We start from the raw sequence: 17,126 nt of genomic DNA on the forward strand, positions 1-17,126 counted from the left end.
CCATCCGTGGCGCGCTGGTCCGCGACACAGCCGATATCCGCCTGGAGAGTTCGAATGCGCTTCGTAGACAAACTCCGCCACCGCTGGCACGCCGCCGATACCCTGCTTTGCGTCGGCCTGGATCCCGACCCGGCCAGGTTCCCCGACGCCTTCGTCGACGACCCGGACGCGCTGTTCAATTTCTGCGCACGCATCGCCGACGCGACCGCGGAATTCGCCTGCGCCTTCAAGCCGCAGATCGCCTACTTCGCCGCGCACAACACCGGCGAGGCGCAGCTGCAACGCCTCATCGCGCACATCAACGCGAACCACCCCGACATCCCGGTGGTGCTCGACAGCAAGCGCGGCGACATCGGCAGCACGGCCGCGCAGTACGCGGTGGAGGCCTTCGACCGCCTCGGCGCGGATGCGGTCACGCTCAACCCCTACATGGGCTTCGATTCCGCCGAGCCCTTCCTGCAGCGCAACGAGCGCGGCTCGATCTTCCTCTGCCACACCAGCAATCCCGGTGCTCGGGATTTCCAGGAACTGACCGTGTTCGATGAAAGCGGCGCTGGCGCACCGCTCTACCAGCACGTCGCCCGCACCATCGCCGACAAGTGGAATGGTGATGGCAACTGCGCGCTGGTGGTCGGCGCGACCTTCCCGGAAGAACTGAAGGTGATCCGCGGCATCGTCGGCGAGATGCCGTTGCTGATTCCGGGCGTCGGCGCACAGGGTGGCGATGTCGAGGCGGTGGTGACCAACGGCAAGACCGCCGATGGCACCGGCCTGATGATCAATTCCTCGCGCGGGATCCTTTACGCATCATCCGGCGAAGGCTTCGCGGAAGCCGCGGCGGATGCGGCGCGCGAACTGCGGGATCGGATCAACCGCTGGCGTTGAAGGCGGCGACGGGCCGCCTTCCCCAAGATCATCCCTGCGTCACGGCCACATAGGCAGCGGCCGCCAGATCTGTGAGCACGCCTGACACCAGGCCGAACAGCACGAAAGCTAGCAGCGCCCTCAACGCGGACTTCCAGCGCGGGTAGCCGTTGAACAACTGCACCAGGCTGAAAATGTTCCAGACCACGGCCACCAGCAAGGCCAGGCTGGTCGCGTACTGGAAGCCGCGCTGGAAGGGAATCGACAGCCCCCAGATCACGAAGGTCTGGGCGGTCAGGAACGCCGAGATGACCAGCCACTCCGGGTAGTTGAGGTGGCGGAAGCGCCGGAACGCCCATTTGAACATCAACGCCTCGAGCGGCAGCAACAACACTGTGTAGACGGCGAAGTGATGGTTCATCCATGACGCCGTGGTCTGCTTGATCGCCAGCGTCCGCGCGTCCAGGGGACCCTGGTCGAGCGCAGCCGCCATGCCCGCGGCAAGCGCGCCATCCATGACCCCGGCATTGAGCAGCATCTTGGTCGCAAGGACCACCACCGCCGCCAGCATCATGATCAGCAACAGCGGCTTGACGTGGTTCGCCCGCCGCCCTTCCAGGTAATCGCGGATCAGATGTCCCGGCCGCAGCATCAGGTTCTTGAGCGTGTAGAGGATGCCGCGGTCCATGTGCAGCACGCTGTGCTCAAGCTCATGGCCAAGGAAGTGCCAGTCGATGCGATGCGCGGGCGTGGGTTGCCCGCAGTCCGGACAGAATTTCTGCGCGGGCACATCGATGGTGCGCCCGCAGTTGGCGCAGTGGTTCGCGTCGAGCATTGATCCCATCCCCTCGGTCAATCCGCTTGACCGGCGCCCGCGATTCTAGCCGTCCCGCATGGCATTGCCTGCGGGCCAAAGGTCATGGCCGGATGGCCCGCCAGCCCTTGGCCGCCAGCGCGAACGGAAAGCGTGCCCAGATCATCGAAGCCACCGCCGCCTGCGCGATCAAGCCATGGCGTGCGGCATCGAATTTGCGGAAGTAGCGCCACAGCCCGCGATGCTTGTGCCATTCGACGAAGGCCGGGCGGCTGCGCGACGACACGCCGCGCACGTGCAGCACTTCGACCGCGTTGGCGATCGCCACGCGCGCGCCGATCTGCCGCACGCGGCGGCACAGGTCCAGGTCCTCGGCATGCAGGCGGTAGCCCTCGTCGAAGCCGCGCACGCGGTTGAACAGCACGCGCGGCATCAGCATCAACGCGCCGGATACGGCATCGACTTCCTGCACAGCTTCAGGTGAGCGCGGCACCCACAGGTCGCGTGCGGCGGCGGAAGTCAGCATCGCCACGAAATCGGGATCGCGACGACGCGCGGCGGGATCGCGCAGACCGTCTTCGCCCACCAGTTCGGCGCCGACCAGCGCGCTGTCGAGCGACGCAGCCACATCACGCAATCGCGCGAGCGTGTCCGGCTCGACCATCAGGTCCGGGTTGACGAAGGCCAGCCACGGCGCATCGCTGTCGGCCGCGCCCTGGTTGCAGGCCACAGCGAAACCGGGGTTGTCGGGGTTGGCGAGGAAACGCAGCCGCGCATCGGCCAGCGCATGGCGCTGCACGATCTCCATGGTGCCGTCGGTCGAGGCGTTATCGACGACGCGGACCTGCGCCACGCCCTCGCCACCACGCAGCCGCGCGAGGCAGTCGTCGATGGTCTCCGCACTCTGGTGCGTGACCACCACCACGGCGATATCGCCGCTCATCCGAACAGGTCGTCCTGCGGGGAGTCGTCCGCGTTGGCGTCGTACAGCTGCTGCAGCTGCGCGCGCGTGGCGTGCAGCGGGTCTTCCATCAGGAAGTTCGCCAACCTCGGGCGATAGCCGGGCCAGCGCACCGCCAGCACGTCGAGGTCGCCGTCGCCATGCCAGGGCTCGCGGTCGCGGGCGACGAAGGCGTTCTCGCACAACGCGTTGCGCCAGCCCATCGCCGACAGCCGCAGCGAATAATCGGCCAGCGCCGCCGACCAGCTTTCGAAACTCTCGCCGTCCAGCCGGCCGGTGCGTTGGCGCGGGGTGCCTCGCAGCAGCACGGCGTGGGTGCCGGCGGTCGGCAGTTCGTGATGCAGCGGCGGCATCGCGGCGCAGGCACGGGCGATGCGACGCGGTTCGGCGGGCTCGGCCTGCACTTCACCGATGCGCGGCCAGGCCACGCATTCGCCGGCATTGCTCCAGGGCGTGGCGGTGCCGATGGTCGGATCCCGATGCAGGCAGGCCACCATCTGGCCCAGCCAGCCGGGCGCGGGCCGCACATCGGGCGCGAGCACGGCCATGTCCAGGTCACCGCAGGCGGCGACGCCTTCGGACAGATGCGCCGCTTCGCCGATCGGCCGCTGGCGGCGCGTGTATTCGGCCTGCAGCCGCGTGCTCTCCAGCCAGCGTTCGATGATGGCGATGCCGCGCGGCCCGGCCTGCGCGTCATCGAGCAACCAGACCCGGGTACCGGCCGGCGTGCCTCGATCGAGCGCGGCCAGGCAGGCGTCGAGCGCCGCGTCGTCGGTGCCGATGGGCAGCAGGACGATGGGTAATGCGGCTTCAGTCATGCCAGGCGCGTCGAGGGAGGTGCCGCCACTTTAGCTGGCCCGCCCGCGGCTGACGCGATGGGCGACCTGCGATGCCCGCGACCTGCACGGGCATCGCCATGAACCACGCGGCCTCACCCCACCCAGGCGCGCGCGTTCTGGAACAGCCGCGACCACGGCGAGGCATCGCCCCATTCCGCCGGATGCCAGCTGAAGTTGGCGGCGGCGAGCGTGCGTTCGGGATGCGGCATCAGGATGGTCACGCGGCCATCGTCGCTGGCCACGCCGGCGATGCCCTCGGGCGAACCGTTGGGATTGGCGGGATAGGCGCTGGCGATGCGGCCTTCGCCATCGACATAACGCGCGGCGACCGCGACCGAGGCCTGGTCGACGGCATTGGCGAAACGCATCCGGCCTTCGCCATGCGCCACCACCACCGGGATCCGCGAACCGCCCATGCCGCGCAGCAGGATCGAAGGCGATTCGCCCACTTCCACCTGCGCCAGGCGCGCTTCGTACTGCTCGCTGGCATTGCGCAGCAGCTCCGGCCAGTGCGCCGCGCCGGGGATGATGCCCTTCAGCTGCGAAAGCATCTGGCAGCCGTTGCAGACGCCGAGCGTGAACGTGTCCCCACGCCCGAAGAACGCTTCGAACTGCGTGCGCAGCGCCGGGCGTTCAAGGATCGACGTCGCCCAGCCGCGACCCGCGCCCAGCACGTCGCCATAGCTGAAGCCACCGCAGGCCGCGAGGCCGGTGAAGTCGTCCAGCTGCGTGCGGCCTTCGATGAGGTCGCTCATGTGCACGTCGAAGGCATCGAAGCCGGCACGCATGAAGGCCGCCGCCATTTCCACCTGGCCGTTGACGCCCTGCTCGCGCAGGATCGCGATCTTCGGGCGGACACCGGTGGCGATGTAGGGCGCGGCGATGTCCTCGGCCGGTTCGAAGGCGAGCTTCGGCGCCAGGCCCTTGGCTTCGAAATCGCGCGCGGCCTCGTGTTCCTCGTCGGCCGACTGCGGGTTGTCGCGCAGGCGCTGCATGGCATGGGTCACCGACCACCACGCATCGAACAATGCCTGCCAATGCCACTCCGCCAGCACCTCGCCGCCATCCAGCACGCGGATGTCGTCGGAGCGCGTCGGTCGCGCGATGCGTTGCGCGCATTCGATCAGGCCGTGTTCGGCGACGAGGTCGGCGAATTCCGCGCGGTCCTCGCCACGGATCTGCACGACCGCGCCGAGTTCCTCGTTGAACAGCACTTCGAAGACGTCGTTGTCGTGGTTGTCGGCCCAGCCGTCGAGCGCGATGTCCAGGCCCATGTGCGAGGCGAAGGCCATCTCGGCCAGCGTGGCGAAAACGCCGCCATCGGAACGGTCGTGGTACGCCAGCAGCAGGCCGGCCTCGCGCGCGTCGCGGATCAGTTCGAAGAAGCCGCGCAGGCGCTGCGGGTCCTCGATGTCCGGCGATTCACCGGCAAACGTGGCGTAGCACTGCGCCAGGATCGAGCCGCCCATGCGGCGCGCACCGGCCCCCAGGCCGATCAGCCACAGCTCGGTGTCGTCCTCGCGCGACAGCAGGGGCGTCAACTGCTGGCGCACATCGACCACCGGCGCGAACGCGGTGACGATCAGCGACACCGGCGAGACCGATTTCTCGGTGACGCCATCGGCCTGCCACTGCGCCTGCATCGACAGCGAATCCTTGCCGACCGGAATCGACAGGTCGAGTGCCGGGCACAGTTCCATGCCGATCGCTTCCACCGCGTCGAACAGCTTGGCGTCCTCGCCCTCGTGGCCGGCGGCGGCCATCCAGTTGGCGGACAGCTTGATGCGGTCCAGCGATTCCACCGGCGCGGCGCACAGGTTGGTGATCGCCTCGCCCACCGCCATGCGCGCGGAGGCGGCGGCGTCGATCAGCGCCAGCGGCGTGCGTTCGCCGATCGCCATCGCCTCGCCGGTGAAACCTTCGTAACCCGCGAGCGTGATCGCGCAATCGGCCACCGGCATCTGCCACGGGCCGACCATCTGGTCGCGCGCGGTCAGGCCGCCGACGCTGCGGTCACCGATGGTGATGAGGAAGTTCTTGGCGGCGACGGTGGGGTGCGCCATCACCCGCAGGCCGGCGTCGTGCAGTTCGACCGTCGCGGTGTCGAGCTCGGGCCAGCGGCTGGCCGCCGGATGCGCGGTATCGCGATGCATCTTCGGCGCCTTGCCGAACAGCACGTCCATCGGCAGGTCGATGGCGGCATCGCGGACCATGCCGGCGGCCTTCGCTTCCGGCGTGGCGCCGTAGCCGACCAGCAGGTGTTCCTCGGCCGTGGCGAAGCCGACGACGGCAAACGGGCAACGCTCGCGCGCGCAGATCGCGGCGAATTCGTCGATGCGGTCGGCGGCGATGCCGAGCACGTAGCGCTCCTGCGATTCGTTGCACCAGAGCTGCATCGGCGACAGCGACGGATCGTCGCTCGGCACCTTGTCCAGGTCGATCACGCCGCCCACGCCGGAGTCATGCAGCAGCTCGGGGATCGCGTTCGACAGGCCACCGGCGCCGACATCGTGCACGCTGCGGATCGGGTTGCGCCCGGCCAGCGCGACGCAGGCATCGATCACTTCCTGCGCGCGGCGCTCCATCTCCGGGTTGTCGCGCTGGACGCTGGCGAAGTCGAGGTCCTCGGCGCTGTCGCCGGACGCCACCGAACTCGCCGCGCCGCCGCCGAGGCCGATCAGCATGGCCGGGCCGCCGAGCACGATCACCGCGTCGCCCGGGGCCAGCCGCCGCTTCTCCACCAGCGGCTGGTCGATGGCGCCAAGGCCGCCGGCCAGCATGATCGGCTTGTCGTAGGCGCGGACCAGGTGCGCGGCTTCCGGCACTTCGAAGCTGCGGAAATAGCCGGTCAGGTTGGGCCGGCCGAATTCGTTGTTGAACGCGGCGGCGCCGATCGGTCCTTCGATCATGATCTCGAAGGCCGAGGCCATGCGCGGGTTGAGCGGGCGCGGCTGCTCCCACGGCTGCGGCAGCGTGGGGATGCGCAGGTGCGAGACCGAGAAACCGGCCAGGCCGGCCTTCGGCTTGCCGCCGCGACCGGTCGCGCCTTCGTCGCGGATCTCGCCACCGGCGCCGGTGGACGCGCCCGGGAACGGCGAGATGGCGGTCGGGTGGTTGTGCGTCTCCACCTTGATCGCGAACGCGGAGTCCGACGGCGGCTGCAGCACGAATTCGCTGGCGGCGCCTTCGGGGCGCAGGCGGCGGCTCGGGTAGCCGGCCACCACCGCCGCGTTGTCGCTGTACGCCGAGAGCGTGTGTTCGGGCGTCTTCGCGTGGGTGTTCTTGATCATCCGGAACAGCGAGCGGTCTTGTTCCACGCCGTCGATGGTCCAGTCGGCGTTGAAGATCTTGTGCCGGCAGTGCTCGGAATTGGCCTGCGCGAACATCATCAGCTCGACGTCGTGCGGGTCGCGACCCAGCTCGGCGTAGCGCTGCTGCAGGTAGTCGATCTCGTCATCGGCCAGCGCCAGGCCCAGCCGCTTGTTGGCTTCGGCCAGCGTGTCCAGCGGGACGATGCCGAGCGCACCGCGTTCCGGCGCGGCGAACAGCTGGCCGGCGCTTTCGGCATCGTCCAGCAGCGATTGGGTCATCGGGTCGTGCAGCAGGCGGGCGAGGTCGCGCCGGGTGGCGGCATCGGCCGGCCAGCCTTCGACATCCAACCTCAGCCCGCGCTCGACGCGCGCCACCGGCAGCCCGGCCCCGCGCAGCAGTTCACCGGCCTTGCTCGCCCATGGCGAGATGGTGCCGAGCCGCGGTGAAACGAACTTCGACACCGCGCCTTCCGCCCGCGCCGCCGATGCCGTGCAGGCCTGCAGGATGCGGCCCAGCGTGGCGAGGTCGGGCGTGCCACCCGGCTGCGGCTGCACCCAGTAGGTGTACCAGCTGTCCAGGAGGCGGATGTCGGGATGGACGGCGCGAAGGCGGGCTTCAAGCCGCTCGCGGCGGAACGGCGACAGGGCAGTCTGCCCCTCGAGCACGATCATGTGCGGGAAACCGTGGGTGAACGGGCCGGCTATTGTAGCGAAGCCGGCACGGGGCCGGCTTCGGGGTGGGGCTGGCGCGGCTTACTTGGCCGCGGCGTTCTGGTCCAGCCAGCGACGCAGCTCCGCCGGCGGCAGGTAGCCGGGCGGCGACAGGCCGTTTTCCGCGATGATCAGCGGGGTGCCGGCCAGGCCGGCGCGGCGGCCGATGTCGTACTGGCGCATCACCGGGCTGGTGCAGCGCGCGGCCTGCGGGGACTTGCCGTTCTTGGCGTCGGTCAGCGCCTTGCGGCGGTCGTTGGAACACCAGACCGCTTCCATCTTGGCGAAGTCCTCGCTGCCCGGGCCCATGCGCGGGAAGGCCAGGTATTCCACCGCGATGCCCTGCCGGTTGTATTCGGCGATGTCGCTGTGCAGCTTGCGGCAGTAGCCACATTCCACGTCGGTGAAGACGCTGACGGTGTACTTGGGGTTGGCCGGCGCGAAGACGATGCGGTCCGACTTCGGCACCTGCGCCAGCAGGTCCTTGCGCACGCTGGCCAACGCCTGCTGGGCCAGGTCGCGCTTGGTCTGCATGTCCATCAGCGCGCCCTGCATCAGGTAGCGGCCGTCCTCGGAGACATAGACCACCTGCCCGCCGACGACCACCTCGCGGAAGCCCGGCAGAGGCGCCGGCCCGACCTTGTCGATCTGCACCTGGCTGTTGAGCTTGCGGATGGCGGCGATGGCATTGGCATCGGCGCTGCCGGCGGCGACCTTCGGCTCCATCGGCCCGGTCACGGCGGGCGGCGCGGCCTGCGCGGCGGCCTTGTCGGCGGCCGGGGCCTGGCCCTGCGCACAGGCGACCAGGCTCATTCCGCCCAGCACGGCGGTCAACAGGGCTTTCTTCATCAGGTGTCCTCGGCGCATCTCGGGTCGCGGGGAAAAACGGGCCGGCATTGTCGCACGCCGGCCTGAATCGCCCCTCAGGCGCGCGGGTGGTGCATGGCGTGCAGGCGCTTGAGCTTTTCCTTCGCCACCAGGGTGTAGATCTGGGTGGTGGAGAGCGAGCTGTGGCCGAGCAGCATCTGCAGCGCGCGCAGGTCGGCGCCATGGTTGAGCAGGTGGGTGGCGAAGCTGTGGCGAAGCCCGTGCGGGCTGACCTTGGCGACATCGATCCCTGCCGTGGCCGCGTGGCGCTTGACCAGCGACCAGCACTGCTGCCGGGTCACCGGCTTGGCGCCCTCGCCGACAAACAGTTCGTTGGCCTGCCCGCGCGCGCCGAGCAGGACCGGCCGCGCCGAAGCCAGATAGCGCTCCAGCCAGTGCTGCGCCTCCTCGCCGATCGGCACCAGCCGCTCCTTGCTGCCCTTGCCGGTCACCCGCAGCACGCCCTGGCGCAGGTTGACGGCGGTCGCCGGCAGGTTTGCCAGTTCGCTCACGCGCAGGCCGGCGGCGTACATCAGCTCCAGCATCGCGCGGTCGCGCAGGCCATCGGGATGGTCGATGTCGGGCGCGGCCAGCAACGCCTCGACCTGGCTCTCGCTCAGCGCCTTGGGCAGGCTGCGCGGCAGGCGCGGCGGTTCCAGCAGCGCCGAAGGGTCATCGGCGCGGTGGCGCAGCCGCAGCATCCAGCCATAGAACGCGCGCAAGGCCGAGAGCAGCCGGGCATTGCTGCGCGGGTGATAGCCCTGCTCGGCGCGCCAGCGCAGGTAGGCGAAGAGATCGGCGCGGTCGGCCACGCGCAGGGCGCCGTCGCGGTGTTCGCGCCAGCGCGCGAAGCCGGCCAGGTCGCGGCGGTAGCTGTCGAGCGTGGCGCGCGCCAAGCCCTGCTCGGCCCAGATGGCATCGAGGAAGGCGTCGATCAGCTGTTCGTCGGCGGCCACCAGCGGCGGCTGGCGTTGCATCTGCTGGCGGCGTTCGGCGGGCGTGCGGGGCATCGCCCGACTTTAGCGCAGGCCCCGCGCGCCGCTATCCTTGCCGCGATGAACCACGCCGGCCCTTCCACCGCGCGGGCCCGGCCACTGGTCGGCTGGCGCCTGCTCTCGCTGCTCTACGACCTGTTCCCGATGCTCGGCATCTGGTTCGTGGTCGGCATCGTGTCGCTGGCACTGCATCGCGGCGAAGCGATCCGCAGCAACTCGCTGGCGGGCGCACTGGAACTCCTCGCCCTGCTCGCCGTCACCGGGCTCTACGCCACCGCCAGCTGGCGGCGCGGCGGCCAGACCATCGGCATGAAGCCGTGGCGGCTGTACGTCGTCACCGGCGTTGCGGGTGAACAGGTGTCGTGGGGGCGGCTGTGGCTGCGCTACGGCGTCGGCATCGTGTCGCTGCTGTGCGCGGGGCTGGGTTTCTGGTGGGCGTGGCTGGATCGCGCCGGGCTGACCTGGCACGACCGCCTCAGCGGTACGCGGATGATCCGCGAGGTGCCCGCCAAACCTGCGAAGCAAGCGTCGCGCGGCTGACGCACTAGCCGCTGCGCCGCCGGAACAGGAACCAGGACACCGCCAGCATCAACAGCGACGGCAGCACGTAGGCCACGCGGTAGTCGAACTTGTAGGCGCCGGCCAGCCGCGCCGACATCTCCTGCAGCAGCCAGAAGCCGAGCGCGAACACCACGCCCAGGAACAGCCGCTTGCCGAGGCCGCCGCTGCGCAACGTGCCGAAGGCGAACGGGATCGCCGCCAGGCACAGCGCCAGCACGTTGAGCGGATAGAACCAACGGCCCCAGTAGAAGGCCTCGAATTCGCCGGCATCGAGCTGGTTGCGCTTGCGGTAGTCGATGCTGGATTTCAGCGTGGCGGAGTCCAGATAGCGCGGGCGGGCCACGCTGGCGGAGAGCGCGGCGGCGTCCAGCTGCGATTCCCAGCGCTCCTCGGCCAGGCGTTCCTGGGTCACCGAACGCTCGCCGAAATTGGTGCGGACCACGTTCTTCAGCAGCCAGCCGCCCGGGCGGTGCTCGGCGGTGGCGGCGTGGGCGATGGATTTCAGCTTGCCGGCCTCGTCGAACTGGTAGAGGCGCAGGTCCTTGAGCTCCAGCCAGTGGTCGTCGCCATCGGTGCGTTCCTGGCCGGAGTCGGCGTTGAGGAAGACGTCGCCTTCGCGCGCCCACAGGCCGGAATACTGGGCCACGATCATGTTGGGCGATGTCGCCGCCGCCTTCAGCGCGTTGGCCTTGCGCTCGCCCCACGGGCCGATGGTCTCGCCGCTCAGCACCATCAGGCCGGTGAACAGCCCGATGGCCAGCGCCACCGCCAGGCTGAGCCGCTTGCGCGACAGCCCGACCGCGCGCAGGGCGGTGAGTTCGGAGCTGGCCGCCAGCTGGCCGAGGCCGAGCAGCGCGCCGATCACCGCGGCGGTCGGGAACAGGTCGTACAGCCGGCGCGGCACGGTGTAGGCGGAATACAGAAAGGCATCGGCAAAGCCGTAGCTGCCCTTGCCGAGGTCGTCGAGCTGGGCCATCAGGCCGCCGCCGCCGAGCACGAAATCCAGCCCCGCCAGCACCAGCCAGACGCCCAGTACGGAGGTCAGCACCACCTTGCCGATATAGATGTCGTGGATCTTCGGGAACGGTTTCATCGCGCGCGCCTCCGCTGCGGCAGGTGGCCATCGCGGCTGTAGAACCACGCGCCCAGCGCCAGCGCCGGCAGCAGCAGCCACCACAGGCCGAGGCCGGTCGGCATCTTGCCCTTGGTGATCAGGTCGGTGCCGAGCAGCATCAGCTGGATGCAGACCATGTAGCCCAGGAAGCCCAGCACCATGCGCCCGTAGCGGGCCTGCCGGGGCGGGCTGCGGGCGAGCGGAATCGCCAGCAGGGCCAGCGCCAGCGCGATCAGCGGCGGGGCGATGCGCCAGTGCAGCTGCGCGCGGGCTTCGGCGCTGCCATCGGCCATCAGCTGCAGGGTCGGCGTGCGGCGGGCATCGTTGATCTTCTTGTCGTCCACCCGGTCGGGCATGCGCACGTCGTTGCGGGCGAAGCGCAGCAGGCGGTAGTCGCGGGTGGCCGCGTCCATCGGGCCTTCGACTTCGAACCCGTTGCCGAGCGTCAGGTAGCGCTCGCGGGCGCCGTCGAGGGTGAGTTCACCTTCGGCGGCGGTGGTGACATCGAGCCGGCCCTTCTTGGCCCGGTAGATGAAGATGCGTTTGAACTTCGCGCCATCCCCGCCCATTTCGCCGACATAGACCACGCCGCCCCCGCCGGGCAATTCGGTGAAGCGGCCCGGCTCAAGGCCGGCGATCAGCAGGTTGCGGTTGGCTTCCTGGATCATCGCCCGCGAAGTGCGGTCGGCCCACGGCCCCAGCCAGAGCGAGCACAGCCCGATCACGATCAGGATCGGCACCACCACGATCGCCAGCGGGCGCAGCAGGCGCTTCGGCCCCACGCCCACCGAGGTCAGCACCGGCATCTCGGCGTCGCGGTACAGGCGGCCGGTGGCCATCAGCAGGCCCAGCATCAGGGCCAGCGGCAGGATGATCGGCAGCCAGGTCAGCAGGACCAGGCCCAGCTGCGCGGCGGTCATGCCCGGCGGCAGCTTGCCGCGGGTGATGTCGCCGAGGACGTCGATGAAGGCGCCGCCCACCATCACGATCAGCAGTACGACCAGGGTGGCGAAGATGGCCTGGGCGAATTCCCGCGCGAGGTAGCGGTCCAGCGTCTGCATGCGGTCGGAGGCTCGGGAGGGATGAATTAGACTAGGCGATTCGCGTCGAAGCCGCGTCGCGGCAGCCCGGCATTGTACCCACCGGTTTCATGGAATCTCCCCGATGTCCCTCGAATTCGCCCTGAACGGCACCGCCCCTGCCACCGCCTCCGTCGACTGCGTGGTGGTCGGCATCTACACCGACAACTCGCTGACACCGGCCGGTGCCGCGATCGACGCCGCGAGCAACGGTCGCCTGACCGCGCTGGCCGCACGTGGCGACGTCGGCGGCAAGGTCGGCCGCACCGCCCTGCTGCATGACGTGCCCGGCGTGACCGCGCCCCGCGTGCTGGTCATCGGCCTGGGCGAGGCCGGCAAGTTCGGCACCCCGCAGTACATCAAGGCGGTCGGCGACGCCGCGCGCACGCTCAAGACCGGCAACGTAAAGTCGGCGCTGTTCACCCTGTCCGAAGTCGCGGTGAACGGCCGCGACGCCGCCTGGAACATCCGCCAGGCCGCCATCGCCGCCGACCACGCCATGTACCGCTATACCGCCACCCTCGGCGCCAAGAACAAGAAGCGCGAGGAAAGCGGGCTGGAGCGTTTCGAGATCAGCGGCGCCGATGCCGACGCGCTGGCCCAGGGCCAGGCGATCGCCGCCGGCGTCGCCTTCGCCCGCGAGTTGGGCAACCTGCCGCCGAACGTCTGCAACCCGCAGTACCTGGCCGACCAGGGCATGCAGTTCGCCGCCCGCTTCGACAAGGCCGAGTGCGAGGTGCTGGGGGATGCCGAGATGGAAGCGCTCGGCATGGGCTCGCTGCTCGCCGTGGCGCGCGGCTCGGCCAACCGCCCGAAGCTGGTGGTGATGAAGTGGAACGGCGGCGGCGACGCCAAGCCCTACGTGCTGGTCGGCAAGGGCATCACCTTCGACACCGGCGGCATCAACCTGAAGACCCAGGGCGGCATCGAGGAGATGAAGTACGACATGTGCGGCGCGGCCACCGTGCTCGGCACCTTGGTCTCCGCGGTCGGCATGAACCTGCCGGTCAACCTGGTTTGCCTGGCGGTCGCGGTCGAGAACATGCCCGACGGCAACAGCTACCGCCCGAGCGACGTCATCACCAGCATGTCGGGCAAGACCATCGAGGTCGGCAACACCGACGCCGAAGGCCGCCTGATCCTCTGCGACGCGCTGACCTACGCGCAGCGTTTCGAGCCGGAGGCGCTGGTCGATGTCGCCACGCTCACCGGCGCCTGCGTCATCGCGCTCGGCAAGTACGCCACCGGCGTCATGACCAAGAAGGACGACGACCTGGCGCGCGAGCTCATCGACGCCGGCGAGACCACCTTCGACCGCGCCTGGCAGCTGCCGCTGTGGGACGAATACCAGGGCCAGCTGGACAGCCAATTCGCCGACATCTACAACATCGGCGGCCGCTGGGCCGGCGCGATCACCGCCGGCTGCTTCCTCTCGCGCTTCACCGAAGGCCAGCGCTGGGCGCACATGGACATCGCCGGCGTGGCCAATGGCGACGGCAAGATGGGCATGGCCACCGGCCGCCCGGTCGGCCTGCTGAGCCAGTGGCTGCTGGACCGCGCGGCCAAGTGACCGCACCGGCGCGCCATCGTGAAGCCCCGTCGCGGCCCTGCCGCGGCGGCTGAGGGCTGCCCGATGGCCCGCGCCGACTTCTACCTGATCGCCAAGCCGCGCTTCCGCGAGGAACCGCTGCTGCTGGTCTGCGAACTCGCCCGCAAGGCGCACGACGCCGGCTTCCCCACCCTCGTGCTGGCGCGCGACACGGCCCAGGCCGAGGCGCTCGACGACCTGCTCTGGTCGTTCGACGCCGACGCCTACCTGCCGCACCAGATCGCGGGGCTGGATGACGAAGACGAGCTCGCGCCGATCCTGATCCTGCCGCCCGAGGCCGATGCCCCGATGCGCCCGCTGGTCATCAACCTGCGCGATGCGGCGGTGGAAGGCGACTTCGAGCGCGTGCTGGAAGTGGTGCCCGCCGACCCGGAGGCGCGCACGCCGCTGCGCGAGCGCTGGAAGCAGTACCAGGCCCGCGGGCTGCAAACGAACAAACACGACATGTGACGACGATGAACACCCTCGCCCCCAGCTATCTCCCCGCCGACATCGAAACCCGCCTCTACGCCAAGTGGGAAGCCTCGGGCGTGTTCGCGCCGCAGGGCAACGGCCCGGCCTATACCATCCTGCTGCCGCCGCCCAACGTCACCGGAACGCTGCACATGGGCCACGCGTTCCAGCACACGCTGCAGGACGCGCTGATCCGCTACCACCGCATGCGCGGCTACCGCACGCTGTGGCAGATGGGCACCGACCACGCCGGCATCGCCACCGAGATGGTGGTCGGCCGCAACCTCGCGCTCGAAGGCAAGGGCGAGACCCGCGACTCGTTGGGCCGCGACAAATTCATCGAGAAAGTGTGGGAATGGAAGGCGCAGTCCGGCGGCACCATCGAACGCCAGATGCGTCGCCTCGGCGCCTCCGGCGACTGGTCGCGCAGCGTCTTCACCATGGACCCGATGGCCTCGCGCGCGATCACCGAAGCCTTCGTGCGCCTGCACGAACAGGGCCTGATCTACCGCGGCCAGCGGCTGGTCAACTGGGACCCGGTGCTGAAGACCGCGATTTCCGATCTGGAAGTGGTGAGCGAAGAAGAGAACGGCCACCTGTGGTCGATCCGCTACGACGTAGTCGACCCCGCACCTGGCGCGCCGGATCATGTCGTCGTCGCCACCACACGCCCCGAAACGATGTTGGGTGACACCGCAGTTATGGTGCATCCAGAGGACGAGCGCTACGCCGCGCTGATCGGCAAGCGCGTGCGTCTGCCGCTGGTGGGCCGCGAGATCCCGGTCATCGCGGACGATTACGTAGACCGCGAGTTCGGCACTGGTGTTGTCAAAGTCACGCCCGCGCACGACTTCAACGATTACGCGGTCGGGCAGCGACACGGGTTGGACGTCATCAATATCTTTACCGATGACGCCAAAATCCTGGGGGCACCGACAGACCCGATTACAAAACTCGCGCGCTCGCCTGATGAAAATCTCGGCACTGGAGCACGTTGGGTTGAAGCGATTCCCGCCGCCTACCGTGGCCTTGATCGCTTCGCAGCACGCAAAGCGGTGCTGGCCGACCTCGAAGCGCAAGAGCTTCTCGTCGAAACCAAGCCGCACAAACTGCAGGTGCCCCGTGGCGACCGCAGCGGCCAGGTCATCGAACCCTTCCTCACCGACCAGTGGTTCGTGAAGATGGACGGCTTCGCCGAGCGTGGGCTGGAGCTGGTGAAGTCGGGCGAGGTGAAGTTCGTCCCGGCCAACTGGTTCAACACCTACCGCCACTGGCTGGAGAACATCCAGGACTGGACCATCTCGCGCCAGCTCTGGTGGGGCCACCGCATTCCCGCCTGGTACGACGAGACCGGCAACGCCTACGTCGGCCGCGACGAGGCGGAAGTCCGCGCGAAGCACGCGCTCACCGATGACGTCGCCTTGCGGCAAGACGCCGACGTGCTGGAGACCTGGTTCTCCTCGGCGATGTTCCCGTTCTCCACGCAGGGCTGGCCCGACGAGGATGCGATGGGCGAGCTCGGCTTCGACATCGCGCTGCCGACCTCGGTGCTGGTCACCGGCTTCGACATCATCTTCTTCTGGGTGGCGCGGATGATCATGATGACCGACAAGCTGGTCGGTCGCGTGCCGTTCAAGGACGTCTACATCACCGGCCTCGTGCGCGACAAGGACGGCCAGAAGATGTCGAAGTCGAAGGGCAACATCCTCGACCCGATCGACATCATCGACGGCATCGACATCGACGCGCTGGTCGCCAAGCGCACCACCGGGCTGATGAAGCCGACCGACGCGCCGAAGATCGAGAAGGCCACGCGCAAGGAATTCGGCGACGGCATTCCCGCGTTCGGTGCCGATGCGCTGCGCCTCACCATGGCCGCGCTCGCCGGCCCGGGCCGCGACGTCAAGTTCGACCTGGCCCGCGCCGAGGGCTACAAGAATTTCTGCAACAAGCTGTGGAACGCCACGCGCTTCGTGCTGATGAACACCGAAGGCTTCAGTGCATCCGGCGTGCCGACGCCGCGCACCGATGCGGAGAAGTGGATCCTCGCCCAGCTCGACCGCACCAGCGCCGAAGCCGCCGAGCACTTCGCCAGCTACCGCTTCGACCTGCTCTCGCAGACGCTCTACGAATTCGCCTGGAACCAGTTCTGCGACTGGTTCGTGGAACTCGCCAAGCCGGCGTTGAATGGCGATGACGCGGCCGCCGCCGATTCCACCCGCCACACGCTGCTGTTCGTGCTGGAGCGCCTGCTGCGCCTGCTGCACCCGCTGATCCCGTTCGTCACCGAAGAACTGTGGCAGCAGGTCGCGCCAAAGCTCGGCGTCGAGGGCGACACCGTCATGACCCAGCTCTATCCGAAGCCGGGCGATGTCGATGTGGCCGCCTACGCACAGGCCGATGGCGACATCGAATGGCTGAAGGCGATGGTGTCCGCGCTGCGTCGCGTGCGCAGCGAACTGGGCGTCTCGCCGGGCAAGCAGGTCGCGCTGCTGGTGCGCGGTGGTGGCGAAGTCGACTGCGCGCGGCTCGGTCGTTTCGATGCGGCGCTGAAGTTCCTTTCGCGCATCGAGCGCATCGAGGTGCTCGAAGGCGAGCCGCCGGCCGCTGCCGCCGCACGCGTGGGCGAGCTTGATCTGTTCGTGCCACTCGAAGGCCTGGTCGATCTGGATGCCGAGCGCAGCCGCATCGACAAGGAACTCAAGCGCGTCGCCGGCGAACTGGCGAAGTCGCAGGGCAAGCTGGCCAGCGAGACCTTCGTGGCGAACGCGCCGGCCGCGGTCGTCGAGCAGGAGCGCACGCGCCTGGCCGAATGGACTTCGCAGCTGGATGCACTGAAGGCGCAGCGCGCGCGGATGGGCTGATCGAAGGAAAGAAATGAAGGGGAATGCCGCGTCGGCATTTTGCGCGGCCAAGCCGGCCATGGATGTCCGGCGCCCGAGTCAGGG

Annotated in this window: 13 protein-coding genes; 5 read left to right on the forward strand and 8 right to left on the reverse strand. The window is 69.0% G+C overall.

Features of this window, described 5'->3' with window-relative positions:
• The first annotated feature begins 54 nt into the window (after positions 1–54).
• A complete protein-coding gene (pyrF, locus tag DCD74_RS08250; protein ID WP_112926889.1) occupies positions 55–885 on the forward strand; it encodes an orotidine-5'-phosphate decarboxylase in 831 nt (276 codons plus the stop codon).
• Between the two features lie 28 nt (positions 886–913).
• Here the strand turns inward: pyrF and DCD74_RS08255 are convergent, their stop codons facing one another.
• From DCD74_RS08255 to xerD, 6 genes are all read right to left on the reverse strand, one after another.
• Positions 914–1,699: a DUF3667 domain-containing protein gene (locus DCD74_RS08255; RefSeq protein ID WP_162615949.1), complete on the reverse strand. Its 786-nt coding sequence runs from the start codon at positions 1,697–1,699 to the stop codon at positions 914–916.
• A gap of 82 nt (positions 1,700–1,781) precedes the next feature.
• Positions 1,782–2,621 (reverse strand): glycosyltransferase family 2 protein, encoded by an 840-nt coding sequence (locus tag DCD74_RS08260; RefSeq protein ID WP_112926891.1) that lies wholly within the window; start codon positions 2,619–2,621, stop codon positions 1,782–1,784.
• The gene (locus tag DCD74_RS08265) at positions 2,618–3,457 is read right to left on the reverse strand and encodes a glycosyltransferase family protein (protein ID WP_112926892.1); all 840 of its coding nucleotides are present in this window, start codon (positions 3,455–3,457) and stop codon (positions 2,618–2,620) included. The genes DCD74_RS08260 and DCD74_RS08265 overlap by 4 nt, the downstream gene beginning before the upstream one ends.
• A 113-nt stretch (positions 3,458–3,570) precedes the next feature.
• On the reverse strand, positions 3,571–7,461 hold the full coding sequence (gene purL / locus DCD74_RS08270) for a phosphoribosylformylglycinamidine synthase (protein ID WP_112926893.1): 3,891 nt from the start codon (positions 7,459–7,461) through the stop codon (positions 3,571–3,573).
• A gap of 81 nt (positions 7,462–7,542) precedes the next feature.
• Positions 7,543–8,349, reverse strand: coding sequence for a DsbC family protein (locus DCD74_RS08275; protein WP_112926894.1), 807 nt, complete (start codon positions 8,347–8,349; stop codon positions 7,543–7,545).
• A 74-nt stretch (positions 8,350–8,423) separates the two neighbouring features.
• A complete protein-coding gene (xerD, locus tag DCD74_RS08280; protein ID WP_112926895.1) occupies positions 8,424–9,377 on the reverse strand; it encodes a site-specific tyrosine recombinase XerD in 954 nt (317 codons plus the stop codon).
• Between the two features lie 45 nt (positions 9,378–9,422).
• Between xerD and DCD74_RS08285 the strand changes: the two genes are divergently transcribed.
• Complete coding sequence (locus tag DCD74_RS08285) at positions 9,423–9,902, forward strand: RDD family protein (RefSeq protein WP_112926896.1); 480 nt, start codon at positions 9,423–9,425, stop codon at positions 9,900–9,902.
• 4 nt (positions 9,903–9,906) lie between these two features.
• Here DCD74_RS08285 and lptG read toward each other — a convergent pair whose 3' ends face one another.
• Both lptG and lptF read right to left on the reverse strand, forming a co-directional pair.
• The gene (gene lptG, locus DCD74_RS08290) at positions 9,907–11,016 is read right to left on the reverse strand and encodes an LPS export ABC transporter permease LptG (protein WP_112926897.1); all 1,110 of its coding nucleotides are present in this window, start codon (positions 11,014–11,016) and stop codon (positions 9,907–9,909) included.
• Positions 11,013–12,098: an LPS export ABC transporter permease LptF gene (gene lptF, locus DCD74_RS08295; protein WP_112926898.1), complete on the reverse strand. Its 1,086-nt coding sequence runs from the start codon at positions 12,096–12,098 to the stop codon at positions 11,013–11,015. The genes lptG and lptF overlap by 4 nt, the downstream gene beginning before the upstream one ends.
• A 103-nt stretch (positions 12,099–12,201) precedes the next feature.
• On the opposite strand from lptF, the gene DCD74_RS08300 reads away from it, so the two are divergent.
• The 3 genes from DCD74_RS08300 to DCD74_RS08310 all read left to right on the forward strand — a co-directional run bounded on the left by DCD74_RS08300 (position 12,202) and on the right by DCD74_RS08310 (position 17,042).
• Positions 12,202–13,686 (forward strand): leucyl aminopeptidase, encoded by a 1,485-nt coding sequence (locus DCD74_RS08300; protein ID WP_112926899.1) that lies wholly within the window; start codon positions 12,202–12,204, stop codon positions 13,684–13,686.
• A gap of 63 nt (positions 13,687–13,749) precedes the next feature.
• Positions 13,750–14,175 carry a DNA polymerase III subunit chi gene (locus tag DCD74_RS08305; RefSeq protein WP_112926900.1) on the forward strand — a complete coding sequence of 142 codons (426 nt, stop codon included), beginning with the start codon at positions 13,750–13,752 and terminating at the stop codon, positions 14,173–14,175.
• Between the two features lie 5 nt (positions 14,176–14,180).
• Complete coding sequence (locus DCD74_RS08310; RefSeq protein WP_112926901.1) at positions 14,181–17,042, forward strand: valine--tRNA ligase; 2,862 nt, start codon at positions 14,181–14,183, stop codon at positions 17,040–17,042.
• The last annotated feature ends 84 nt before the right edge of the window (positions 17,043–17,126 follow it).

Origin of the sequence: Lysobacter oculi (assembly GCF_003293695.1) — a bacterium.
In the GTDB taxonomy this organism is placed as follows: Bacteria; Pseudomonadota; Gammaproteobacteria; order Xanthomonadales; family Xanthomonadaceae; genus Solilutibacter; species Solilutibacter oculi.